At 57.2% G+C, this 22,882-nt stretch carries 18 protein-coding genes; 10 read left to right on the top strand and 8 right to left on the bottom strand.

Going from position 1 to position 22,882, the window contains the following annotated elements; genetic code table 11:
* Nucleotides 1-167: 167 nt before the first annotated feature.
* The 3 genes from AC0C6X_RS29315 to AC0C6X_RS29305 form a co-directional block, all read right to left on the bottom strand.
* Nucleotides 168-785 carry an RES family NAD+ phosphorylase gene (locus AC0C6X_RS29315; RefSeq protein ID WP_472956548.1) on the bottom strand — a complete coding sequence of 206 codons (618 nt, stop codon included), beginning with the start codon at nucleotides 783-785 and terminating at the stop codon, nucleotides 168-170.
* The gene (locus AC0C6X_RS29310) at nucleotides 786-1,460 is read right to left on the bottom strand and encodes an XRE family transcriptional regulator (RefSeq protein WP_472956547.1); all 675 of its coding nucleotides are present in this window, start codon (nucleotides 1,458-1,460) and stop codon (nucleotides 786-788) included. It lies immediately after the preceding gene.
* A 132-nt stretch (nucleotides 1,461-1,592) separates the two neighbouring features.
* The gene (locus AC0C6X_RS29305) at nucleotides 1,593-3,863 is read right to left on the bottom strand and encodes a CDC48 family AAA ATPase (RefSeq protein WP_472956545.1); all 2,271 of its coding nucleotides are present in this window, start codon (nucleotides 3,861-3,863) and stop codon (nucleotides 1,593-1,595) included.
* 667 nt (nucleotides 3,864-4,530) lie between these two features.
* Here AC0C6X_RS29305 and AC0C6X_RS29300 point away from each other — a divergent pair.
* Both AC0C6X_RS29300 and AC0C6X_RS29295 read left to right on the top strand, forming a co-directional pair.
* Nucleotides 4,531-5,313 (top strand): hypothetical protein, encoded by a 783-nt coding sequence (locus tag AC0C6X_RS29300; protein ID WP_472956543.1) that lies wholly within the window; start codon nucleotides 4,531-4,533, stop codon nucleotides 5,311-5,313.
* A 237-nt stretch (nucleotides 5,314-5,550) separates the two neighbouring features.
* Nucleotides 5,551-5,988: a hypothetical protein gene (locus AC0C6X_RS29295; RefSeq protein ID WP_472956541.1), complete on the top strand. Its 438-nt coding sequence runs from the start codon at nucleotides 5,551-5,553 to the stop codon at nucleotides 5,986-5,988.
* A gap of 111 nt (nucleotides 5,989-6,099) precedes the next feature.
* Here AC0C6X_RS29295 and AC0C6X_RS29290 read toward each other — a convergent pair whose 3' ends face one another.
* The gene (locus tag AC0C6X_RS29290) at nucleotides 6,100-6,810 is read right to left on the bottom strand and encodes a hypothetical protein (protein ID WP_472956539.1); all 711 of its coding nucleotides are present in this window, start codon (nucleotides 6,808-6,810) and stop codon (nucleotides 6,100-6,102) included.
* An 87-nt stretch (nucleotides 6,811-6,897) separates the two neighbouring features.
* Here AC0C6X_RS29290 and AC0C6X_RS29285 point away from each other — a divergent pair, with 87 nt between their 5' ends.
* The 3 genes from AC0C6X_RS29285 to AC0C6X_RS29275 are packed head-to-tail and all read left to right on the top strand — an operon-like array spanning nucleotide 6,898 to nucleotide 11,467.
* Nucleotides 6,898-9,279: an ATP-binding protein gene (locus AC0C6X_RS29285; RefSeq protein WP_472956537.1), complete on the top strand. Its 2,382-nt coding sequence runs from the start codon at nucleotides 6,898-6,900 to the stop codon at nucleotides 9,277-9,279.
* On the top strand, nucleotides 9,276-10,949 hold the full coding sequence (locus AC0C6X_RS29280) for a DEAD/DEAH box helicase family protein (protein WP_472956535.1): 1,674 nt from the start codon (nucleotides 9,276-9,278) through the stop codon (nucleotides 10,947-10,949). Before AC0C6X_RS29285 ends, AC0C6X_RS29280 begins: the two co-directional genes overlap by 4 nt.
* The gene (locus AC0C6X_RS29275) at nucleotides 10,946-11,467 is read left to right on the top strand and encodes a hypothetical protein (protein WP_472956533.1); all 522 of its coding nucleotides are present in this window, start codon (nucleotides 10,946-10,948) and stop codon (nucleotides 11,465-11,467) included. Before AC0C6X_RS29280 ends, AC0C6X_RS29275 begins: the two co-directional genes overlap by 4 nt.
* Before the next feature lie 5 nt (nucleotides 11,468-11,472).
* On the opposite strand, the gene AC0C6X_RS29270 is transcribed toward AC0C6X_RS29275, so the two are convergent.
* Together AC0C6X_RS29270 and AC0C6X_RS29265 are read right to left on the bottom strand one after the other, a co-directional pair.
* Complete coding sequence (locus AC0C6X_RS29270; protein WP_472956531.1) at nucleotides 11,473-12,630, bottom strand: DNA cytosine methyltransferase; 1,158 nt, start codon at nucleotides 12,628-12,630, stop codon at nucleotides 11,473-11,475.
* Nucleotides 12,627-13,043, bottom strand: coding sequence for a very short patch repair endonuclease (locus tag AC0C6X_RS29265; protein WP_472956529.1), 417 nt, complete (start codon nucleotides 13,041-13,043; stop codon nucleotides 12,627-12,629). Before AC0C6X_RS29265 ends, AC0C6X_RS29270 begins: the two co-directional genes overlap by 4 nt.
* 474 nt (nucleotides 13,044-13,517) lie before the next feature.
* On the opposite strand from AC0C6X_RS29265, the gene AC0C6X_RS29260 reads away from it, so the two are divergent.
* Both AC0C6X_RS29260 and AC0C6X_RS29255 read left to right on the top strand, forming a co-directional pair.
* Nucleotides 13,518-19,277 (top strand): AAA family ATPase, encoded by a 5,760-nt coding sequence (locus AC0C6X_RS29260; protein ID WP_472956527.1) that lies wholly within the window; start codon nucleotides 13,518-13,520, stop codon nucleotides 19,275-19,277.
* Complete coding sequence (locus tag AC0C6X_RS29255) at nucleotides 19,235-21,178, top strand: hypothetical protein (RefSeq protein ID WP_472956525.1); 1,944 nt, start codon at nucleotides 19,235-19,237, stop codon at nucleotides 21,176-21,178. Before AC0C6X_RS29260 ends, AC0C6X_RS29255 begins: the two co-directional genes overlap by 43 nt.
* A gap of 16 nt (nucleotides 21,179-21,194) precedes the next feature.
* Here AC0C6X_RS29255 and AC0C6X_RS29250 read toward each other — a convergent pair whose 3' ends face one another.
* Nucleotides 21,195-21,617: a hypothetical protein gene (locus tag AC0C6X_RS29250; protein WP_472956572.1), complete on the bottom strand. Its 423-nt coding sequence runs from the start codon at nucleotides 21,615-21,617 to the stop codon at nucleotides 21,195-21,197.
* Here AC0C6X_RS29250 and tnpA point away from each other — a divergent pair.
* Complete coding sequence (tnpA, locus tag AC0C6X_RS29245; protein WP_472956568.1) at nucleotides 21,507-21,911, top strand: IS66-like element accessory protein TnpA; 405 nt, start codon at nucleotides 21,507-21,509, stop codon at nucleotides 21,909-21,911. The genes AC0C6X_RS29250 and tnpA overlap by 111 nt on opposite strands.
* Nucleotides 21,912-22,023: 112 nt before the next feature.
* Nucleotides 22,024-22,233, top strand: a complete 210-nt coding sequence (gene tnpB, locus AC0C6X_RS29240) for an IS66 family insertion sequence element accessory protein TnpB (protein ID WP_472956523.1) — start codon at nucleotides 22,024-22,026, stop codon at nucleotides 22,231-22,233.
* Here tnpB and AC0C6X_RS29235 read toward each other — a convergent pair.
* The gene (locus AC0C6X_RS29235) at nucleotides 22,141-22,380 is read right to left on the bottom strand and encodes a hypothetical protein (RefSeq protein ID WP_472956571.1); all 240 of its coding nucleotides are present in this window, start codon (nucleotides 22,378-22,380) and stop codon (nucleotides 22,141-22,143) included. The two genes, tnpB and AC0C6X_RS29235, sit on opposite strands and share 93 nt — an antisense overlap.
* Before the next feature lie 107 nt (nucleotides 22,381-22,487).
* On the opposite strand from AC0C6X_RS29235, the gene AC0C6X_RS29230 reads away from it, so the two are divergent.
* Entirely contained in the window at nucleotides 22,488-22,715 is a 228-nt protein-coding gene (locus tag AC0C6X_RS29230; protein ID WP_472956521.1) for a hypothetical protein, read from the top strand.
* The last annotated feature ends 167 nt before the right edge of the window (nucleotides 22,716-22,882 follow it).

Raw genomic sequence — 22,882 nt, 5'->3', positions numbered from 1 at the left:
GGCGGCATGCCATGCTCGAACCGATGCGGAATCCGGGTTCCCGACGATACATTATGCGACTATTTTGGCCCATAAAGAGAACAACCTAGGAACACGCCTTGCCTCACTTCGTAAGTGATCGGCACGAGAGCCACATGGGATCAAGACCTTCGGCCATCATGGCGATCTCAGATGATGTCGACGAGGCTCACGCGAAGATCGTTTATGACGGTGGCAAGGCCTGGTGCTCCAATCAATGCCACCACGCGTACCGCCGACAATTTTGGGATGGCGCGGTCAAAGATCGCGAGATTTGTGTGTCCATTCAGGCGGGATGGATAAATTATGCCGTCCGGCACGGATTGGTGCTCATGGAAGGCAAGCGACCACGGCCGCGCAAGGCTTTGGCGGGAAGATTTCGCGACATCCGTCGGCACTCCCATTCTGATCGCGTGGTCCTCGCGGAGATCAACAACACGGAGATCCGCGATTGTCTCGATCTCTGCATAGCGCCGCGCGTAGATCTCCTTCTCCTCAATCGGGAGATCGCCCACGAGACCATCGCGCCTATCACGCAGGACCGCTTCCAGGAAGCAGACCTTGAGCGTGTCGCCCAGGTAGACGACGCCAAACCGCCTTGCCGGGTCACGCCGGCGGGGATCACTGAACCGGCTCGGCGTCTTTCCATATCCTAGCGGGTCGGGAAAGGCACTCGCATAGATTCGTCCAAATCGACGACCGGCAGGAACGGTCTCGATGTCGAGCACGGAATTTTCGAACCCCGCGGGCGGCTTGATACCGGTCATTCAGCGAAAATCACCGCGGGCGACGCTCTCGGCCGCTGCAACTACTTCACCGTCCTGACCACGTTTCAGCGCATCCAGAGCCTTCCGGCCGTCCAGACCACCATGTGGCGTGACAAGGAAGCGGTAAACCGCCCATGCACCGCCGAGGATCTCGTGCAGTTTCGGAAGGACGGCATAGGGCCGACCGTCCCGATCGAGCTGCCATGACGGAAAACGGAAACCCCGCTTGGCTCCGTCGAGACCGAGAACCTGCCCGTTCTGCCGCTTTGTGTTGACCGTGACACGCGAAACGCCGAGCAGGTCCGCGAACGTTTCCGCGCTCAGCATATCATCCTCCGCGAGAATCTCCGCCACACGACGCTGGCCGCGCTCCCGTGCTGCAGTCAACGCTGCCTGGAGCTCGTCATCCGGCTCTGGCGCCTCTTCAACCGGAAACGCAACCTGATGAGGCTGCGGCTCTTCTTCCACGACTGAAATTGTCTGCGCTCCGGCCAGCGGATCCACGACGACGCGGAAACTGACCTGATGGCCGGCCTTTCGGCTCAGCTTAATCGCCTTAGCGTATTGCCTGATCAACGCCTTCTCAAAATCTGCCTTCCGGGGCAGCTTCATCGAGAGCGCAATGTCGGAAGAAGCGTTTCGGGGCTCGTTAGCAACAGTTTTCGTAGTGGGCATGGTCTTCAGTCTCCTGCGCTACAACTTAGGCAAGATGTAGAAGTTCGTCAAGTTTGTTAAGTTCGTAAATACACGGCGGCATTCGGGCAGCGCAGGTTCGAGTCCTGCCGGGCCCACCATTTACCACCTTACTTATGCTCGCGGCCAGAACCCGATCTGCTGTCGCTGCGGGTTTTCTTGTTTCAGCGTGCGCAGCATCTGCTCGTATTCCCGCTCGACTTCGGGCGTCACCGACGGGCGGATCTCGTCGAATGCTTTGTTGAAATGTTCCTGTGTGACGTCCCCGGCGTCGAGATTTTCTCGTAGAGCGATGAGACCCGCGCGCCTTGTGAGGTCCTCAAGGTCCGCACCCGTGAAGCGCTCGCTCCTCTGCGCCAGATCGTCGAGGTCAACGTCCTTGGCCAGCGGCATCTTGCGCGTGTGTATGCCGAGAATTTTGCGCCGGCCCTTTTGATCTGGAACCGGAACATAGACCAGCTCGTCAAAACGGCCCGGTCGAAGCAGGGCTGGATCCAGGAGGTTCGGCCGATTGGTTGCCGCCATGACGACGACACCTTGCATATCTTCCAACCCATCCATCTCCGCCAGCAACGTGTTTACCACACGTTCGGTCACGGCCGGCTCGCCGATGCCACCACCTCGGACGGGGGCGAGGGAGTCGATTTCGTCAATAAAGATCACAGTCGGCGCGACCTGCCTTGCCCGTTCAAAGAGCTGCGATACCTGCTGCTCGGACTCCCCGTACCATTTCGAAAGCAGGTCCGACGACTTGGTCGCCACGAAATTCGCCTCCGCTTCCCGTGCGACCGCCTTCGCCAGCAAAGTCTTTCCGGTGCCCGGCGGGCCGAACAGCAGGAACCCCTTGGCCGGACGAATGCCCATTCGCTTGAATGATTGCGGAGACCGCAACGGCAATTCGATTCCTTCGCGAAGGCGCATCTGCGCCTCATCCAGCCCACCGATGTCATCCCACTGAACGTCGGGGGCCTGAATCATGATTTCGCGGAGTGCCGAAGGCTGTATCCGCCTCATGGCACTCAGGAAGTCAGCCTGGTTCACACTCAGTGTTTCGAGGCATTCGCTCGAAATGCCCTCTTTGAGATTGATGTCGGGCAATTTCCTGCGAAGCGCATCCATCGCCGCCTCGCGCGCGAGCGCGCCGACATCGGCGCCGACAAAGCCGTAGGTAGTCCTGGCGATTCCGTCGAGGTCGACATCTTCCGCCAGAGGCATGCCTCGCGTGTGGATTGCCAAGACCTCACGCCTGCCTTTCTGATCCGGCACTCCGATTACGATCTCACGATCGAAACGGCCGGGCCGTCTCAGTGCTTCGTCAATTGAGTCACGACGATTGGTGGCCCCGATGACGACAATGTTCTGCCTGGGCTCGAGACCGTCCATCAAGGTCAGTAACTGCGCGACGATCCTGCGCTCCACTTCGCCAGCTACTTTCTCCCGTTTCGGCGCGATCGAGTCGATCTCGTCGAGAAAGATGATGGAAGGAGCGTTCCTAGCCGCCTCCTCAAACACCTGGCGCAGACGTTGTTCGGATTCACCATATTGACTGCCCATGATTTCCGGCCCGGCGATATGATAGAAATGGGCTTCGGTTTCGTTTGCGACCGCCCGCGCCAGGAGCGTCTTGCCGGTCCCCGGTGGACCATGAAGCAGCACTCCTTTGGGCGGATCGATGCCAAGACGTTGGAACAGCTCCGGATGACGGAGCGGTAGCTCCACCATTTCCCGTACTTGATCGACGGCGTTTCCGAGCCCGCCGATGTCATCATAGGTGACGTCGGCCCGCCTGGCTTCCTTGGGCTCCTCGTGTTCCGGCCGCAGTTCGACGACCGTATTTTCTCCCATTGTAACTACACCGCGCGGCTGGGTCGACACGACGATGAGGCGTATTTCTTGGAGACCGTAGGCAGGAAGTTCGACCATGCCGTGCATGATCTCCTGCCCTGCGCGGACGCTGCGAGGGATACGCTGCTGCACGGACGTCGAGATTACATCCCCGGCAGCCAACGGGCGGCGAAGGAATGTACGCTGAAGCGCTTCGCCCGATCCCTCCAATCGAAGGTTTTTCTGGGCCGGGGCGAGGACGACCCGCTGGGCAGGTCTCGCATCTACCTTGTGGACTTCGACATAGTCGCCGCTGGTTGCGCCGACGTTCACGCGCTGCAGGCCGTCCAGTCGAATGATGTTAAGGCCCTCGTCTTCATCATAGCCCTGTAGAGCGATCGCTCCCGTATGACGTTTCCCGACAATCTCTATTATGTCGCCCTCTTCGACACCGAGTGCGGCCATGATCTTCGGCGTAATTCTCGCGAATGGTCCTCCAGAGTCTTCGGGACGGGTGTTAGCGACCTGAAGCTTGACGACATGGTCTTGGGGTTGTGCCATTGAACTCTCCGGGGTCGGAAAATGGGCTGAATGCGGGACGCGTACAGTGCCGACCTGCCCTCGCTGGACTAAAGATATCATCGAGGACAGTCATTTCCAGCCTCATCCATCAAGTGTGGGAGGCCTTGCGTCAAATGTGGTGGGTGAGCGCCTGCCCATGGCATCCATATGTCGGCTTATGCGCGACATCATCGGGCATTGCTTGCGATCTCCGTTCCCGGCGCGGGAGAGCATCGTCGCGCGCATCGAGAAGAAGCCCGTTCCTTTTGGATTGGTACGCTCAAATAGCCAGGCCGCGAAGATCGAGGACCCATCGACTCTGCTCAAACTCCGTCAAATGTCACCGACCGCCTGAAACTGTGGAGTCAGACGATACATTATGCGATCCTAAACGCACAAAACACGAACATAAACAGAATTGGGCCCATTATGTAGCGCCTGGGCTCTGGGTAAATGTTGGCCGAACAGAATAGACTTTGGACAGCAACTTAGTGCTTACTTAGCTGGCACCGAGACCCGAGTAATGCATATTACCTCGCCCGGAGATCCCGGATAAAGGCTTCTGCATCGCGGGCGTATTACCGGAGATCGCAGTGTCCCACCCATAGCGCGTTTTCCTAACAATCAACGGTGTCCTTTGATCGCGTCTCAACCAGAGGGGTTCCAAGTGAAAGCAGAAGCGCTTGCCGCGATGATACGGGAGCTCGCACCCTCGACGTTCCGATCCCGTCGTGAGGAGCCGGTGCTGATCGGGGACGGCGGTTGGCGAGAGCTGCCGGGCGAGGTGCCGAACATCGGACCCGTCCGCGAAGAGATTGGAGGAATCGTCAAGGAGCTGGACCATATTCTGAGGCGCAACAATTGGCAGCCCGACTCCAGCAGGCTCCCGCTCCCAGACGCCGGCGACTGGACGCTCGGTTCGATAGAGCAGCGCGCACCGATCCGGCAAATCCGTCGCGGCTACCTGGAACCGATCAGATGCTTTGCCGTCCTGGAACGCGTGCCAGACCTTGTCGTTGCTTATCTGGCTAGGATCCCTGGCTGGGATGATTATGTGAAACGGGAAAACCACCCCGGCGTAGGGTGGCACTACCATTATCTCCCCGATCCTGGACGACGCTCGGATGTGCTCTTAGCTTGGGACACCCAATGGCAGGCACCCACCGTTTTTCCGGCGAACAGGCCACCACAACGGCGGCCGTTTTTCGGCGAAAAGCACGGCGAAGGCAAAGCCGATGTCCAGGCCAAGCCGTGGCTCTGGGGTGATAAGAAAAAGGAGTCCATGTATCGGGCCTGCGCGCCCGACCTGGAAAAGTGGAAGATCAACGAATTTCGGTGCGCGTCGAATCACGCTGAGCTGGTGTGGCCGCCAGGCGCCGTAATTACGCCAATGCCGGTCTCAGCACTATCGAACGAGGCGAAGAGCGGGAAAAAGAAGCGGCATCGTTGACGGCACGGTCATCGCTGGCCGATCGCGGCCATATCAGGTCAATCATAGCCCCAAACAGGATAGCGGGCCACTTGACCTACAGCCAGTCACCTGTGCCTCCGGACCGGTAGGTGCTGCCGCACTCCTCGGCGACAGCGCCTTAAGACCGTGTTCGCACGCGCTCGCGAAGCATGATCAACCTAAGCGATATTTAACCGGAGCATCCTATGGATGTGAAGACCTGCGCTGGGAGAAGACATGTCGCGCTATAGCCCGTTTCATCTGAATTCCGAGATCACTTTAGAGGCCGCGAGGATCTGGCGAATACGCTGTCTGACGGAAGAAGGTTCTCTCTTCAGCACCGACCACCTTTGGTCTTCCGACGGTCTTTCGGTAGTTGCCGAGCGATTCAGCGGGGCAGTCGGGAGCGGCGTCGGCGGCTTCTACGATAAGCTGACGCAGCAGTTCGAAGGCGCGTCACCGAGCGCATGCAAGTTACTCTCGGAGATACTCTGGATCCTTTTCCTATTTCCCAACAATATGGGGCCGGAAGTGAAACGTGAAGGGATACGGAAAGTGTGGGAATGGTCGGGGGAGCCGATCGTTGGCGATCAAGCCGACCGACTTCTTACCGACGATGTTCTAAAAGGCCTCGGTACTGCGCCCCCAAATTCAAGCTTTCCAGTAAGAATCTGAATTGCTTATCCCAGTTTGCTCCATACCGAGATTCAAACGATTCCACCACCCCCGCCCATTGCGCGGGCCACGCCTTAGGGCACCTTCGAATAGCAGGTTTCGCGTAATGCGTTATTCATCATTTTCTATCAATGCATGCAAACGTCCAATGAAATACGCGTTGACCCGCTCCATGGCGGCGCGAACCGGAAACCCAAAATGCTCGTCTAGCTTGCTGCCCGGGATCGCCAGGGGCGGCGGAAGCGAAAGCAAATCGTAGTAAAACACAATATGGGCGTGACTGCTCCTGGGAGCCAGACCGCAAGCTCGACCATATCCTTCCAACAACATGTGGGTACGCAGAAGATCTTCCTGAATCATTCGGCGCTTGCCCCCATCGTAGTACCCGTTGCCTCTTTTCACATTATATGAGGTCAACGCACCACTCTCTTCGTCGAACACAAGTATGTCGATGCGAATGGCTCGTTCACGATCCCCATATGCGACATTGGTTCGCAGGAGGGGCTCGATACGTTCGGAAATACGGGTCCGCTGCAAGGACTCATGTGAGAGCTTGAAATCGTCCTCCGTCCACACGCGAAATCGGGAGCAATCCTTTAGGCGCTCTAGAAGGGCCTGATCAAGGATGGCGCCATGACGTTTATACGCGGAGCTGATAATCGAGGTGGCACGAGAGTATTTGCGCCCAGCGATGGGGTCCTCCCGGAAGCTTGCGTTTCCAAGCTTTATAATTGTATCGTCCACCAATTGACGCAACCTAGAGAGGTAATCATCCAGTTCGGAACCGGCTGATTTATTGGGCGTTTCCAACGTGATGGACATTCGATACCTTTTGTAATACCCGTTATACTAGCAGTAGTTGTCATCTATCTTGAGAGCTTTTGGCTAATTTTTTATGGAAATCTGGGCATGACGGGGAACCAGGATAACATTTCGACCATGGCTACCGAGGAGTTTGATCTTCAACCCGACCCTAGGGTCTTGCCCATGTTGGGCGAAATCAACATCGACCAGTGGCGCTGCCTAGCGGAATTGATCGACAATGCCGTTGATGGTTTCTTGAAAGAAAGCCGTGCTGAAGCGCCCATTTCAGGCGCCAGGGTCACTGTGATATTGCCCTCTGTCGACAACGAAAACGCGACGGTACGGGTCATCGACAATGGCACCGGCATGTCGCCCGACGTCTTGGAGCGCGCGGTCAGCGCGGGTTGGTCTGGAAATAACCCGATCGACAGCCTTGGTTTGTTTGGCATGGGATTCAACATCGCGACGGCGCGACTTGGATCGGTGACGGAGGTGTGGACGACACGCAAGGGCGACGCCGAATGGCATGGCCTATCCATTGACTTCGACGCGCTGCGTCGTCAACGCCATTTTCGCACTCCTCATCTGAGGCGTCCCAAGGTTGATCCGGAGCAGCACGGCACGGAAATAACCATCAAGCAGCTCAAACCCGAGCAACGTAAATGGCTCGCTAAGAACGCGAACCAAACGGCGGTCCGAAAGCGTTTGTCACAAGCGTATTCCTCGATGCTGCGGCAAAACGGCGTGCCTATCTCTTTCGAACTTCACCTCAATAACAAGCGTGTGGAAGCACGGCGTCATTGTATTTGGAGCGAAGACCGCGTAGTTCCGGGCGTCGGCGGCATCAACGTGAATGCCGTCATGCCCATCAATCATTCGCTATCCGATCGGTTCTACTGCACGAACTGCATGACGTGGCTGATGGAAGATCCGGGGTCGGCGGACTGCCCCTTTTGCTCGGCGCATGGAACGGTCGTCAAACGCACGAGGAAAGTCACCGGCTGGCTTGGGCTCCAGCGCTATCTCGATCAATCGGAATACGGCATCGATTTCATTCGCAATGGCCGAAAGATCGAACTAGCCAACAAGGATCTATTTTCCTGGCACGATGGAGAAAGCGAGGAGCGCGAATATCCGATCGATGACCAACGCAACCGCGGACGCATCGTCGGCGAGATTCACATCGATCATTGCCGAGTTAGCTACGCGAAGGATCGCTTCGACCGCGCGGATCCGACCTGGGATGAAATGGTCCAACTGGTGCGCGGGGAAGGCCCCTTGCGTCCGGAGAAGGCCAAGGATCTTGGATATGGACCGAATGAAACGCCCTTGTTCCGGCTTTTCAGGGCATTCCGTCGTACAAGCCCTCACTCAAAAACGGCGGGCGCCTACGCGCGGATCATGATCGTGAAGGACAATAACCGAGCGATGGAAATGGCGAGCTATTTCCATGACGGTAATCCAGAATATCAAGACGACACGAAATGGTGGGAGTTGGTGGAAGCCGCCGACCGCGAGCTGCTTTTTGGCCAAGGTGGTGGTGAAGCACCCACGGGAGGCGATGACCTGCCCACCGGCTTGATCGATGATCCTCCCACAAATGAACCGCCGACCACCACCGCAAGCACGCCTACTCCTCCGCCGGCACCCAAACCCGCGCCCCCCCCGCGTCGAGAGGTTCCGAACTTGAGCAGGAAATACCATCATCAGCCGTCCAGCACGCAATGGAGCGTGATGGCGTTCGAGGTCACCGCCAATGACCCCGACCTGCCCGCCGATAGTGCTTGGACGGTTCGGATGGGGGACATTCCGACCAAGACTTATCATTTCTTGTACAACCCCGCTCATCCGGTTTTCCAGTCAATCACGATGACGCCGCGAGATGCGCTCTTGACCAATCTCGCGTTCATGACCGCGGATCAGACACGGACTACCAGTCAAAACCCGGATATAGCCCGAATTCTGACGGAGTTCCGTCTGGAGTACGGCGTTGAGAACGCCCTGGATTTTAAGTCCCTACCAACCGACGCGGCGGCGACGCTCATCGATATCGCCAAGGCCTTGGTGGCCGCGTGCCCCGAGGAAGAGCGGGCGTCCTTGTTCAATGACCTGTCCGTTTCCGAGCAACATACCGTCATGCGAACCCTTGCCGGCAAGAAGATCAAGCCAGCGGAGGCGACCATTGATGGAAGTTTTCTCCAATCAGCCCCATTCGAGATCATCAAGATCCTGGTGGAAAGCCGGCCTGAACTGTGCTTCGACGGCAAGGTGTGGGACGAAACCTATTCCGACCTCGACTATGGCGAACCCAACATCACCGAAGATGCCAGGGACAGCGTGCTATCGAAGTATATTGGCCTGATCAGCGACGCGATCTGGCTTTCGAAACAAGATAGCAGCGATCTAGCCGTGGCCTCACGTGATGAAATCATTCGGGCGGTGATGTCGCTGGAACTGCTTAGACCTGATATCGAACCCGTCCAATGACCGTCTTTCTCGATGATCGCAGGCTCCTTCGAGGCCCTTGGCAGGCATTCGAACGAGATGTGGCCCGGCTTCTCATCCATGCGGGGTTCGATGACGTTCGCGTTGTCGGCGGGTCGGGAGACAAGGGCGCGGATATCGTCGGGGTCAAGAACGGGGAGATTTGGGTCGTCCAGTGCAAGCACACGACAACTGCCCCACCCACGAAGTACGCGGTTCAAGAAGTCGTTGAGGCTGGCACGTTCTATGGAGCCAGCCGCATGCTTGTCGCCACGTCGCGAGCGGTTGGCGGCGGCGTCAACGCCGAAATCGAGCGGTATAAGCGCATAGGCATAAATGTCGAATTGCTTGATCCCGCGCGGCTCATGGCCATGGCGGCGCGCGTGCCTGAATACACTAAGGCCCGCCGTGAACTTCGTCCGTACCAGCAAGACGCGCTCGTGAAATTCCGGGAGGGACTGACGGACACTGGCCGGGCGCAAGTCGTGCTGGCCACTGGCCTGGGCAAGACGGTAGTGATGGCGGAAGTGGTCAGCGATTTGTATCGCGACGGCCTCATTCGAGATAACCGCGTGCTTGTATTGGCGGATAAGCGGGAGCTGATCCGCCAGCTTCAGTTCGGTTTCTGGTATCAATTGCCAAAGTGGGTTCCGACGCATTTGCTTTCCGGAGATGAGGTTCCAACCTTCCATGACGGCATCACCTTCGCGACGGTGCAGAGCGTGGTTGGTCGTATCGACGATCTTCCAAGCTTTGGCTTGGTGCTCGTCGACGAAGCCCATCATATTGGCTCACCGACGTTCCGGCGCGCGATCGAGGAGCTGCAACCTCCGATGTTGGGTGGCGTGACGGCCACTCCTTGGCGAGGGGATGGATTCGATATCGACGATCTCCTTGGAAAGCCCCTCATCCGTCTTGGCATCTCGGATGGATTGCAGAAGAAATATCTCAGCGAAGTGGATTACCGTCTTCTCGCGGACAACATAGACTGGAAATTCGTCCAGGATATTTCCGCGCACAACTATTCTCTAAGCCAACTGAACAAGAAACTCATCATGCCAACGCGCGACGAGGAAGCAGCCCGCCAAATAACGGAAGTCTTTCGCGCCGAAAACCGTCGGGGCGGGATCGTTTTTTCCCCCACGGTTGACCACGCTGAGAGCTTCGCCGGCTCATTGCGAAGCTTTGGGTTACGAGCGGAAGCCATATCATCGAAGCAGGACGCCCGGGAGCGGGATCGGCTGATGGTGATGTTTCGTCGAGGCGATATCGATATCTTGACGAGTGTCGATCTATTCAACGAAGGGGTCGATGTGCCCGACGTTGATCTAATCGCCTTCATGAGAGCCACTCATAGCCGAAGAATTTTTGTCCAGCAGTTGGGGCGCGGCCTAAGACTAAGCCCCGGCAAGGATAAGGTGATCGTGCTCGATTTCGTCACCGACCTGCGACGCATGGCCGAGGTGGTCGAGCTGGAAAAAGCGGCCGCCGGTCCCTTGGAGCGTTTGCCACTTGGCCATCACCTGATAAATTTCCGTGATGCCTCGGCTGGCAGCTTCATGTTCGAGTGGATGAAGGATCAGGCTGATCTCATGTTGCGCGAGGGCGACGCGCAACTTGAACTCCCGCGCTTCGATTTCCCTCCCACTCCTCAACCGGGAGGAGTTGCATGAGCGTTCCAGAAAAAATAAAGCAAGGTATCAAGGAGCGACTTTGGGCGGAGGCAGATCGCCTGAATTGGTCAGCCCTCTCTTCTGCAGATAAATCGCGATACTACACGATCTGGACCGAAACCAAGGAAGTAGGTGGTCGGCTCTCCGCCTACATGGATGCCCGTCAAGTGCGAGTTTACATCAAGGACACGCTGCTCAAGGCTTACACGCGCGAGACATCCGCGAATCCTGGGCTGGCGTTCCGAGTTCTCAATATCTCGCCGGACAGTGCGACGGTGAAGACCTATATAAAACCTCATGGCCGCCGGCTCGCAGATGAGCGTCAGATCGCTTGGAGCAAGGCTAGCGATTGGAAGGCGACCTTGATGGCTCTTCATGAGCGCGCCTTCGAGGCGGGGCGCCCATACGCGGCGATCTTCACTGAGGCGGCAGCCAAGTTCGCCACGAATAAAGATAGAATGGTGGTTGAAAGCGCGGCGAAGAAGCTAGGGATCGAACACGTGATTTGGGTTGATTAACGGCATCAAGCTGCGGCGCGTGGTAGACAACCGCCAACGCTTTCACCAACAACGCGCGCGAGCTCAACTGGAACGGCGTTACCGAGCTGCCGCATTGTTTCCGTCCACGAGCCATGGAATAGAAAATTGTCGGGGAACGTTTGCAGCCGCGCGCTTTCGCGCACCGTGAAGTAGCGAACCGATGCATCTGGACGGCGCAGCATGTTCTCGCCGCCCGGCACACCATGCACGCCCGCTTTTAGGGTTTTCGCAGGTTCATCCCATAGGCTTCCGGTGTGGCCTTGGTATGAACGCGCGCCCGGTTGGAAGCGGTGATTGGATATCCTATTGCTTTCCTCCACCTCGAATTCCGGATCGGGAAGGTCGGCTAAAGCATCCCTCGTCGTTCGCCAAGCCAGCTCGCCTGGCTTCTCATCCTTGCTGATGCCGTTAGCGCCTTTCGGGAGTGATCTGTGCTTGCGAGCCACTTCATGGCGGTCCCAATAATCACCATGAAGTTGGTCCCATAGCATCGCCTCCCGGGAATGAGTGGTCCCGGGAAAATTCCAGCTCACGCCAAGATCCTCGCGAAAGCCAACGAAGAACACCCGCTCCCGCTTCTGTGGAACTCCATAGTTAGCGGCATTCATGAGCCGCGTGATCACACGATAGTTCAGCCCTTGCCTGCTTCCACTTGTATGATGCTGCTCAAGGCGCGCGAGATGATCCGCCCAATCCTCATCGCGCTTGGCCCGTATCTCTGGATGTTCGAGCTGAAGCCGCACATATTCAAAGTAATTACGGAAAGTGGCGCGCGTTAGACCCTTGACGTTCTCGAAGATGAACGCTTGCGGTTTTGTTTCACGCACGGCTCGGATGGCTTGTGGAAACATATCGCGCGCATCATCATAAGCGCCATGCTTTCCGCCCATTGAAAACGGCTGGCAAGGAGGGCCGCCTGAAACGAGGCGCACTTTTCCTTCATAGGGCTTGAAATCGACGGAACGAACGTCGCCTTCCGTGACCTTCCAGTTCTTCACGGCATGGATGCCGCGGGACTTGTTCTCGCGGATGGTGTCGCAGCAGTAGGGATCCCACTCGATGACATTCACGGGACGAAAACCGGCGTCGTGCAATCCGATGCCAAGTCCACCCGCACCCGCGAAGAGTTCAATTGATTTCATTGGTTAATGAATGCCTCCATTTGGGATTTCAGGAGAGAGTGATCTTTAAGCTGGCATTCCCATAGGACGAGCACATCCCAGCCTAAGGCACGCAATTCCTCCTGATTTCGCGCATCCCTCTTGGCGTTCGCCTCCAGCTTCGGAATCCAGAATTCACTTCTCGATTTGGGTAGTCGAGCGAGCTTGCAGGCCGAATCATCGTGACGATGCCAAAAACATCCATGCACAAAAATGGCCTTCCGCCGAGAGCGAAAAACGAGATCTGGACTACCTGGCAGGGAACGGTCATGCACGCGATAGCGATAACCCATACCATGAATCAGCCGCCGCACGACCAATTCAGGTCCGGTGTCCTTACCTCTCACGCGCGCCATTCGCTCCGAGCGCTGTGCCTGCGTCAATGTATCGGCCATCGAACGATACTAACCGAGCATCGTATGATGGAGCAACTCTGTGGATTTACCGTTTCAAACCGGAAATTGTCGGATGTAGTTGGCTTTTTCAATTGAAATCGGGAACCAAAAGCCTCAGGTGAGCGGCAATCTCCCACCGAAGACGATCGTTGCACGGGCTGATGACTCCCGCGTTTGAAAAATCACAGTTTTATCCGCTCACCTTGATGGGAATCGAACCGACGGCGTTTGATATTCCGATTTCACCCATCAGCAAATCAATTTCAGATGCATCTTTGCCGCCGCATACGTCAACGACTTGGGCAGGAAAAACACTCCCACCCGATCGCCGTTCCGCGGCCGAAGACCGCCATGCCGTCCCGGCTTCTCGCACCATTTCCGCTGTGGGTGACGCCACGTTAGCGCACGTTCGGATTGCATTAGCGAGCATATCGTTCTTGAGTATTGTTCGGGGAAAAGAGAATCGGGCGCATCATGAGCAAGATCCATCGTGTTTCTGAGGCTGAATGGCCGATCAATCCAGAAGGCCCGTGGCCATACAGGATTCTGTCGGAAGCTTTCTTGAAAAGAGCTTTCTTTTTGTCGCTGCCTATGAAGACCGACACCTCGGCGGTGGTTGTACGGAAAGCCCTGAAGGTCTTCTTGAAGCGCGTCTTGCCGAGCTATCGTAAGCTTACTGTGGCGAATGATTCCCTTAAGGCCCCTGATCAAGACCAGCTACTGGTGCGTGCCGTATGCGACTACCCTCGTGCTAGGGCGCGCATTGTCGAGCTCGAGTTGCAACAAGAGCGCGATTCCCCTCGTTTTGGCCGAATGCAGCCCAATGTCGCTCGGACCCGTATAAACCAGGACATGGCCAGCCTGTTGTGGGGAGTGCTCATGGCGGATCCCGACAACGTCGCGGTTCGGGAGTGGATATTCAAAGTATGCGATGTCGGAACTGGCTCGGGTGAGCGGTACTTCCTGACTGCGGCCCGCCTTCGTGAAGCCGGACCGCCGGATCAGTGGCCATGCGATGCGCGGGGCGAACTGTTTGCTCAAATCGTCGTGCTGATGGCCGCCAAGCTATCCGTGGAAGACGCGTTTGCTCTTTTCACTGAAGCAGCCGCTCACGGCAACGAATATTTCGAACGCCTCGAAACGTCTGCCGCGATCGAGTCGCTTCCTGCGGCTAGGCACGAGTTGACCCCTCCACATCTTGATGACGCCATCGAGCCTCCGTCGCTTCCCGCCGCCCTGCCAGTGAGCGAGAAATCCCAGGCACTGCTGGACGCACTTGACCAGTCGGAAGCCGACTTGAAATCGGCTGCCTCTGAACTGGCCGCCAGCGCGATACAAGATCTTTTGGGACTCTCCGAGCTCAATGATCGCGATTACGACGAAGCAATCAGGATCGTGACCCAGGTTAGGGCAGCGCGCGCTGCCGTTGGAGCACGGATGGCGCAGTGCTCACTGGAGACGGAGCGACTGATCGCAGAAAGCGCGGAGCGGGTTGGCCTAGTCGCGCCGGCCATCGTTTTACACCCCGGGTCTGTCAATGAAGGTCTTAAGCAGGCAGACCGTGTCCAATCACTCGTGGAGGTTGGCACGGAGGCCGGTACGGCGGTACTCAACGCATGGCGTAAGGATCTCGGTAGCCAAGCCGCGACGATCGGTGACCTGGAGCAATTAGCCGTTTTGGCTGCCCACCATTTGAGAAAACAGCAACTTCGGACACGCTTTGGAGATGAGGTCAGGGAATATTGCCGCAAGCAACCTTCGGGATCGCTTATCCAAGGCTGGGTGCAAAATCTTTGCACCGAAGAAATGGCAGCCATTGGAGCAGCTTTTCCGGCGGACAGCTTGCTTCCTTTGCGGGCCATCCTGCTGAGATTGATGACCGAGAAAAACGGCGACGAAGCCGCCAGCGAGCTCCGGCTGCTTGTTGGTGAGAAAACCATAGTTCGCCGCGATCTCCTTCGCTTTCTTGATTCCGCGACGTCGGCTTTCGACAGCGAGCCGATCGTACGAAGAGTAGTGGCCCTCGAGAAATTCCGGGACGCGATCTTCTTCGGACCCTTGGCTCAAGTGTCCGACCCCGCGTCTGGGCTTAGCGACGTGAATGTGGTCGGACGCACGGTGCATGAGCTATCGCTGATGCTCAGCGAATATCTCGACATCGTGGCCTGCGCGGACGACCTGCGGCGCCTATTAGCGGGTCCGACCAGCACCCAGGATACCTTTGGTGCCCTGAGGGAATTCATTAATACGCCGATCATGATGACGGGGATCTACAGGAAGCTTCGCGAGGCAGCGCGTGAAGAACTCTTCGCGCCGCTTTGCTCGCCATCGAAGCCCAAGCTCACGGTAATAGCGAGTACCCTAGCGGACCTGAAGTCTGGCAAAGCGGTTGAAGAGATTATTGCATCGGTATCCCGAACGCTGGGAGTGAGGGTCGAGGCTCGTCATCGTAGTCAGCTTGAGCGTTACGTGTCGCAAGGCTCGGTGTTGCTAGAGCGGTTAACGAGCGAGGGAGCCGGGCGAGCAAAGTCCGACTCGCGGGAAGTCGCGTTTCGCGGAAAGTTGGAGAGGCTATTAGCGCAGCTTCGCAAGACTGGTTCCGCTGGATCGATCGAGTGGTTTGAGGCGAACATTCACTTGATGCTCACGGGAGTGGAGTCGCCACCCGAACATCCGACCCTCCTCGGCGATGCGGAGCCATTTTTCGCCAGAGAGTGGGACGAGGGAGACAGTCACTGGGCACGAACTCACCTGGAACTGGCGGAATTCTATGACGACCGGCGGCTGAATGGCCTGGAGGTGACCTCCGCTCTATTATGGTGGACTTCCCAGGACCGGCTGCCCACGAAGGATGAAATCGTCACGCATTTGATAGCGAGCGGAAGGTACGCGGTCGCCCTTTCGACGATTCAGGAGTTCGGCGATCAAGTCGACCGCCAGACTCTTCTCGGCTTGCTGGGCAGAGAATCGAGTAGCCAGACGATTGAGGCACTGGAGCGCCTGCGGGTGCTTCGCGATCTTTCGAAGGAGCTCGATTTCGCCGACGATTCCATCCTGGATCAACTCAAGGAAGCCATCGATAATTTTGACTTTGACGCTGCTCGCGAGCGCGGCGATCTTGCGGAGCTGATGTTGTATGAGGCTCAATCGTCGGTGCGACCTGCACTGGAAAGTGAGGCGGACACCAGCAAGCGCGGACAACTTACGAAGCTTCTTCTGAAGGCTGGTGTTGCTGTTCGCGAGGAACGTTCTCCAGTCTACGACCTCGAGCAACAATGGACCGAAGAACTCAAGCGGCGAACGGCCAATCGAACCCATATACTATTGGCTGAGGGTACCTTTGCGATTACATCCAACGTCATTCCCGAGTTGGCTGCCGACCTCGCCGTCTTCGAGGATCTGGCAAAGGACCCAGACACCTGGTTGACGTCAAGGACCGCCGACCTGTTCTCCGAAATGCTCGAGCCGTCCGCCTCCAAGCTTCGTACTTGGATAGAGTCGTCTCCGGCTTTTTCCCTCGCTGCCAAGAATGCACTGCCAATACTCATCCGATGGTATCTAAAGTTCTTCATCGAGATCGCTCGGACACTGAACGCCAATGGAGACGAGGAAGCGGACCGCGTTTTGGAGCGTGTCTACGAGATCTCGGACATCATCGGGTCGTCGGGTGAGCCGATCAACTGCATAGCGCGTCTCACGGAAATTGGAGAGGTGTTCGCGGATGAGCCCACGGAAAGTTCGCCCCTTCGCGATGTCGACGCTGTCGACGTGGACGAGCCGGACGAGGCATTACGGGCCAAAGTTACTCCCGAGGAGGTCAGTGTCGACAAGGCGATGGCCTCATCCTTGATGTCCAAGGTCGGCGAGGCAATGATCGGTCAGGACTGGGAAAAGCTCCTTGAGTTGGCGGCCGCTAATCCAACCGTTGAGCATTCGCATTACTTCGCTGAGCTGGCAAGATTGATCATCGCCGCCGACGAAGGCTCTACATCACAAATTTCTAGCGAGGTGGCGGAAGTAAGTTCCTTGCTGTCATCGGATGAGCTGCGTTTCATTCCCAGGTCCATTCGCGCGGAGATCGCTTACAGGATCGTGTGTGTCGCCCTGGAACTTCGGCGCAAGCCCGATGGCGGCCCGTGGGCGGAGGTATTGGCAAACCGCCCTGACGCGGTGAAGAACATCCTGCAACTCACCGGTAATGGCCGCCGAGCGGTCGAGAATTTGCTTAAAGGTAGCCTTGGCGTTGAGCTGGCCGAGAAACTCTGGGATGCAGCGACGAATACGGGCGAACCTCAAGCAATTCGCACTCCACTGCTGTTCTTCCTGTACGAGCGCTCCTCGGAACTGGTGCTCAAGCTGGCGCAGAAGCATGAACCGTCATTGCGCGACAAGCTGGAGCAACTTTTCGAAATCAGGTCTGTCGCGGTGACGCGTGGTGATCTTGTTCCCGTGGCTCAGTCGCTGGCCGCGCAAACCGCCCAACAGGCGAAGGCCGGACCGTTCCGCAATTTCATTCGGGGGTTGCCGTCTGCTCACGCGGTGGAACAGCCCAGATTGATAGCCACGACGGATGAGCAGATTTCGTTCAGGCTCGAGAACGAGCGGCCGACGCGGGTTGAGCTGCCGATAACCATTGAGCCGCGTGGCTTGGTGCCGGAAGTACTGAGCGTGACGCTGTTCCAGGAGGATGACGTCACGTTCGCCGACGGAAGTAGGCGAATGGAGCTCACGAAGCAACCCGTATATTTCGCGGCGGATTACTTGGTGTCGATCAACCTCGGGCGCAGCTGGGCGAAAGCCGATGCGGAGCCAGCCCGCGAATTGCTTCGTATGCGCGTTGGGGCGAAGACCCTGACCGGTGATGTCATACAGACGGACATCGCATGCCAGCTATCCCGGCATGATCGCGGTGGTGGCGGCGGACATTCGCTCGACAACTCGTCACTCTGGGAAATCTACCCAGGTGTCGGAAGTCAGCCCGCCAAGGACGAGGAGTTCATTGGTCGGGTAACGGAGATCGAGCAGCTTCGGACTGTTCTGGTTTCGAGCAGGAAACCCAGTCCCGTTTTGCTCACGGGCATGCGGCGCGTGGGTAAGACCTCGCTGCTTCAAGAATTCCATAAGTCGTACAAGCAGCCGAACGGCCCCAACGCGGTCACCGTTTACCTTTCGATCGCGGAGAAACGATCGGCGTTCATGGACAAGAACAAGGACGTGTCGAGCACTATGTTCTCGGCGATAGTAAACGTGCTCGCAAAACGTGTTTCGCTTGGCGACAAGAACCATGAAGTGGTGGCCAAGCTCCAATCGAAGTTGAATTGTGAATGGCAAGCGGTGCGGGTAAAGCTGCAGGAGTGCTACGACAAGGACAGCTTTGCGGAATCCCTTATTTATCTGAGCGAGAAACTTCTCGAGTGGTTGGGGGGCGCAAGCAAGCGCATCATCTTCCTCGTTGACGAGGCTGAAACACTTGTCGTTCCCTATCAAGCGGGAGGTGCGAAGCGGACGGAGCTAGAACAATTCCTGCAAAGCCTGCGAGAAGTTTCCCAGGCATCTGAGAACATCGGTATAGTCCTGTCCGGAAGTAACCACATCGACGTTTTCGCGAGGGAGTACAAGAACGCTTTCTTTGGAAGCTGCTTCTCCATCAACCTCAGGGGCTTGGAGGATTTTGGCGACTGCTCCCACATCATCGCGCCCAACAGGGTGAAACCCTTTGTGCAGTTCGATCAGGCAGCCATTGAGTATGCCGCTCAGATTTCCGCTGGGATGCCGCTTTTCATGTGGCAGCTGGGCGCGGCGACCGCGGCCCTCGTGCGTAGCGGACGGGCAACCAAGACTGACGTACGACGCGCCGTTCAAGCGCTGGTTCTTGATGATGGGGTGACCCTGCCTTTCAAGGCTTACGAGATACTGGAGCCTCTGGAGCATATGCTGGGGCTCCGGCCCGAGCCTGAACCAGATCTTTTATGGATGCTCCTCTATCGGGTTGCGAATTCGACTTCGCTGGTGGCGCCCGAGGCCAATGTTGGCTTTATCCTCGATCAAACGTTGCTTGGCGTGAGGGATAAGGACGTATGGCGCCAACATCTGGTGGATCTCGCCGAGATTGGCATCCTGGAAATTCCGAGACCCGGCGAGTATCGCTTTAAGATCCCGATCTTCGCAGAAGGGTTCCGTGCTCCAGATCAATGGGGCGAATTCACACTGCGTCATCAAAGAGCAACGATATGAGATCGAACTGTGATTGGTTCACCGAGCGGGCGACATCCACCTGGAAGGCATCCCCGGGCAGGTCCTTCCTGGTTTTATCTCCACATGGAATTTCCGAGCCGGGACTGGCGGAGCTACTCAAGCAGGCCATGGAAAAGTCATTCGTGGTCCCTGGGAAGTTCGCGAACGCTCGGCCGGCGTTCCTTCGAATATCCCCGGACACAACCTCGTCGAGCAGGCACTTCGTTAAACGCATCGGCCTGCTCTTAACGAAGGCGTGCGCCGTGACATTGAATGCCGAAGGATTAGAGGATCCAAGCGACTATTTGCTAGAGCTCGTTGAACAGGCCCTGGAGATGGGTGTCTACCCGATACTCATAATCGAGCGCTTTCACGCGTTCGTTGATATCGTAGACGATCACCTGCTGTCGACACTGTCGACCCTCCGATCATTGGAGCATGAGTTTCAGATAACAACGGTCGCTATCTCCCCCATTTCCTACGCGCAAATGCGACGGCAGATGGCTCCGACATCCGCCTTTGTCAGCTCTTCATACGGTGATAACCATGACAGGGCGGTTCCGACGCCGCTCAGCAAGGACGATTTCGTGGCGAGCGCGATCCTGCGCGGTCTCAAACCAGGAGATGCGCATAAACTTTTCCAACTGGGCGGGGGACCTGATCTCTTTTACCAACGTCTCATCGAGGCCAAGATCCGTGGTGGCGACGACGTGATTGGCTCGACGTTGGTGAGCTTGGGGGATCATGTGGACTCCTTCATGAAGCGCTCCTTTTCCGAGATAATGGACAGACCGGAGGAGATACTTACTCGTTTGGGACTGGGCGCACTCACGCTGGCCGATCAAACCTTGCTGCAAGGAAATGCCCTGAAGGCATTCGTTGTTAAAGAGACCGCCAACGGTCCGGTGGCCTCCACGCCAATTCTGGCGCGCTGGGCGATAATGAATGGCCAACCGGATTGGAGAGCGTATGAGCTTTCCATGGAAGCGCTGCAGGCAAGGGAATATGGTCGTGCCTCCGCGTGCCTGTCTGGAATGCATCACGGCCATCCGCGATTGAAATGCTTCGCGGATGTAGTCAGTTTGCTAGCCTCGCTCGGCGAGGGAGTTGATAGCGGGATGCTGTCCGTTGAATGGGATCGCGTGGGACGGAGTGCCACCTTGGTGGCGGCAAGCGAGTATGCGCCGCTGAACGTCAGGAATTGGGCCCGTCAGCTCGAGACATATTCCAAGATGATCGCGGCGGCCTTTGGCAAGGGCGAGAGGGTGCAACTCGACAAATTGACGGTGTTAGCGAGTGATCCGCTACACGAGACATTGCTCATCTTCTTTGTATCCGCCTTCATCGAAAAGGCGAGACGGCTTCACTCGCCAACTGCGAAAGTCAAGGCGCTGGCCACGGTTCCCGAGGCGATCATGCAGGCTATCGCCGCCGCGAGATGCAACATTAAGTATACTTCCGCTCCAGACTTCGATCAGAATCTGCCGTACGCGGATTTCTTCGCTGGCCCAGGCGATTTTAGGGTGCCAGAGGTTGGAACAAAGCTTGATTTGACAACACTCCTTGTCGTCGTTTCAGCGGCGATCCGGGGCAAGGGCCCCGACACAATATTGTCCGACCCAACGAAGGTCGTCAGGATCCAGTCGAAGCTCGTGCAACATGTGCGCAATCCCTATGCGCACACGGAGGCGGTATACGATGAGCGGGACGCGAAATATTTGATCGAGGTTTCGGAAGATCTGATGGCAGCATGGAAAGCCGGCGCTCCAGTCCCGACTACGGCGAACCCCTTGTCGGAGGCGGCTCCGACGGCCAATGACCTCATTGGATTGCTTTACGGTGACTTCGCCATCGAGGGCCAACCCGCCGAGACCGAGAGTTTATCGGCCACCTACACCTAATCAGCGGCTCGCCCTTTTATGCCTTTGAGTAATCGTACTCGTAGGCGTGTCGCTCTTCGAGCGTCTCAAGTGACTTCCCGCTCACACCAAAGAAGGCACCGCGGAAAAGACGGCGGCACGATTCGACACTCGCGATCAATAACGTGGCATGGCCACCGGTTACGCCCCGGTTGCACCCGGTCGCCACTTTTACCGTATGCGCCGCCTCCATCCCATTGATTTTGCGTGTTTGTGACCATTGAGGTTTCTGCCTTTCTGCCAAAAAGTGTTCGGCGATAGCTGGAGATTTGGCATGGCGGATAGTGAAGGATTTGTCGGACGATGCGAGGTGGTGGAGCCTCGTCGTGGAAACCGACGCTGGCCCGATGCTGTGAAAGCGCGGATTGTTGCGGAGAGCCTTCAGCCTGGTGCCCGGGTCGCTGACGTTGCGCGTCGTCATGATCTCGTTGCACATCAGCTTTCGAGCTGGCGGCGACAGGCGCGTCAGGGTCTTCTGGCGCTGCCTGCCGAACTGATGCCAGCCATTGACGGCGGGCCTATCGAACCCGCCTTTGTGCCGCTGGCGCTTACGACGGAGACGGCTACCGATGCTTTGCCGATTCCGGATCCGGTCGCGGCCGCTTTGCGGATCGTGACGATAGAAATAGGCGCAGACCTCGTGATGAGGGTTCCCGGCGATGTACCGGTTGATCGGGTTGCAGCCTTGGTGCGCGCGATGCGAGGGACGGCATGATCGTCGCGGGCCAACGCTTGCCGATCCTGATCGCGACGCGGCCGGTGGACTTCCGCTGTGGCCATCAGGCGCTGGCCTTGATGGTGCAGACCGAGTTGATCCGCATTCCGGGGTGACCGTGATCTTCCGGTCGAAGCGCGGGGATCGCCTAAAAATCCTGGTATGGGATGGCACCGGAATGGTGCTGATCTACAACGATCTGCATTCATACTGCATCTCTCTTTCGCACTCAGTTGAAGGTTTTGGCTTGGCTGGCATTTTCCTTATGAGCGGCGAGGCGATCGACGAGCTGGTTCCATCGACTGGATTGCTTTTGCGGTAAATCTGTCTTCGGAAGCTCGTACAGGTAGTAGTGTCCGTTGTAGGCATGGCTGGTGACGAGGCTGCGGATTCCGATCTGAAGCCGGCCAGCATTCCGATCAAAATCCGGCCACCGTTCCGATTTGAAGCCGGCCACGATTCCAATCAATTACCGGCCGGTTTCCGGCTCTGACGATACCCCCTGGGTCAGCAACTTTGGCATCAAGCCTCCCGATACACGAGGAGATTTTGATGCCGGCAAAGAGAAGGCTGACCATGAGACAATTACGACAGATGCTCCGGCTCGCCGGAAGCGGAACCAGCAGCCGAGAGATTGCGGTGATCCTCGGTGTTGCCCGCAGCACCGTGCAGGATAACCTGAAGCGGGCAGCAATGGCGGGGCTGAGCTGGCCATTGCCAGGAGAACTTACAGACGATGCTCTGGAGCATCGGCTTTTCGCCCGCGCCGGCGTCAAGCGGGTCTTCCTCAATTTCTGTGGTTAACAGAGTGTTAGCGCCTCGACTGCTATCTGCGGGGATGCGAGCGCAATTGAAATGGTCACCCGGCCCAGGGGTCAAGGTTCTGGGTATTACCCTTCAAGAAGAAGAAAACTGGGTTGTTTCTGCCGCTGCGAAACCTGTCGGTATCTGCCCGGATTGTGGAACGCAAA

The sequence above is a fragment of the Ensifer sp. VA4 genome (assembly GCF_055710065.1).
Note: the sequence above shows the minus strand (reverse complement) of the source record. Positions and strands in the feature narration are given on the sequence as shown.

Coding starts and splice junctions, on each gene's coding strand:
- AC0C6X_RS29265 (WP_472956529.1), bottom strand. CDS start 13,043: ATGGCCGATACATTGACGCAGGCACAGCGCTCGGAGCGAATGGCGCGC.
- AC0C6X_RS29280 (WP_472956535.1), top strand. CDS start 9,276: ATGACCGTCTTTCTCGATGATCGCAGGCTCCTTCGAGGCCCTTGGCAG.
- AC0C6X_RS29285 (WP_472956537.1), top strand. CDS start 6,898: ATGACGGGGAACCAGGATAACATTTCGACCATGGCTACCGAGGAGTTT.
- AC0C6X_RS29295 (WP_472956541.1), top strand. CDS start 5,551: ATGTCGCGCTATAGCCCGTTTCATCTGAATTCCGAGATCACTTTAGAG.
- AC0C6X_RS29315 (WP_472956548.1), bottom strand. CDS start 785: ATGACCGGTATCAAGCCGCCCGCGGGGTTCGAAAATTCCGTGCTCGAC.
- AC0C6X_RS29275 (WP_472956533.1), top strand. CDS start 10,946: ATGAGCGTTCCAGAAAAAATAAAGCAAGGTATCAAGGAGCGACTTTGG.
- AC0C6X_RS29290 (WP_472956539.1), bottom strand. CDS start 6,810: ATGTCCATCACGTTGGAAACGCCCAATAAATCAGCCGGTTCCGAACTG.
- AC0C6X_RS29305 (WP_472956545.1), bottom strand. CDS start 3,863: ATGGCACAACCCCAAGACCATGTCGTCAAGCTTCAGGTCGCTAACACC.
- AC0C6X_RS29230 (WP_472956521.1), top strand. CDS start 22,488: ATGAGACAATTACGACAGATGCTCCGGCTCGCCGGAAGCGGAACCAGC.
- AC0C6X_RS29255 (WP_472956525.1), top strand. CDS start 19,235: ATGGGGCGAATTCACACTGCGTCATCAAAGAGCAACGATATGAGATCG.
- AC0C6X_RS29310 (WP_472956547.1), bottom strand. CDS start 1,460: ATGCCCACTACGAAAACTGTTGCTAACGAGCCCCGAAACGCTTCTTCC.
- AC0C6X_RS29270 (WP_472956531.1), bottom strand. CDS start 12,630: ATGAAATCAATTGAACTCTTCGCGGGTGCGGGTGGACTTGGCATCGGA.
- AC0C6X_RS29250 (WP_472956572.1), bottom strand. CDS start 21,617: ATGACGACGCGCAACGTCAGCGACCCGGGCACCAGGCTGAAGGCTCTC.
- AC0C6X_RS29260 (WP_472956527.1), top strand. CDS start 13,518: ATGAGCAAGATCCATCGTGTTTCTGAGGCTGAATGGCCGATCAATCCA.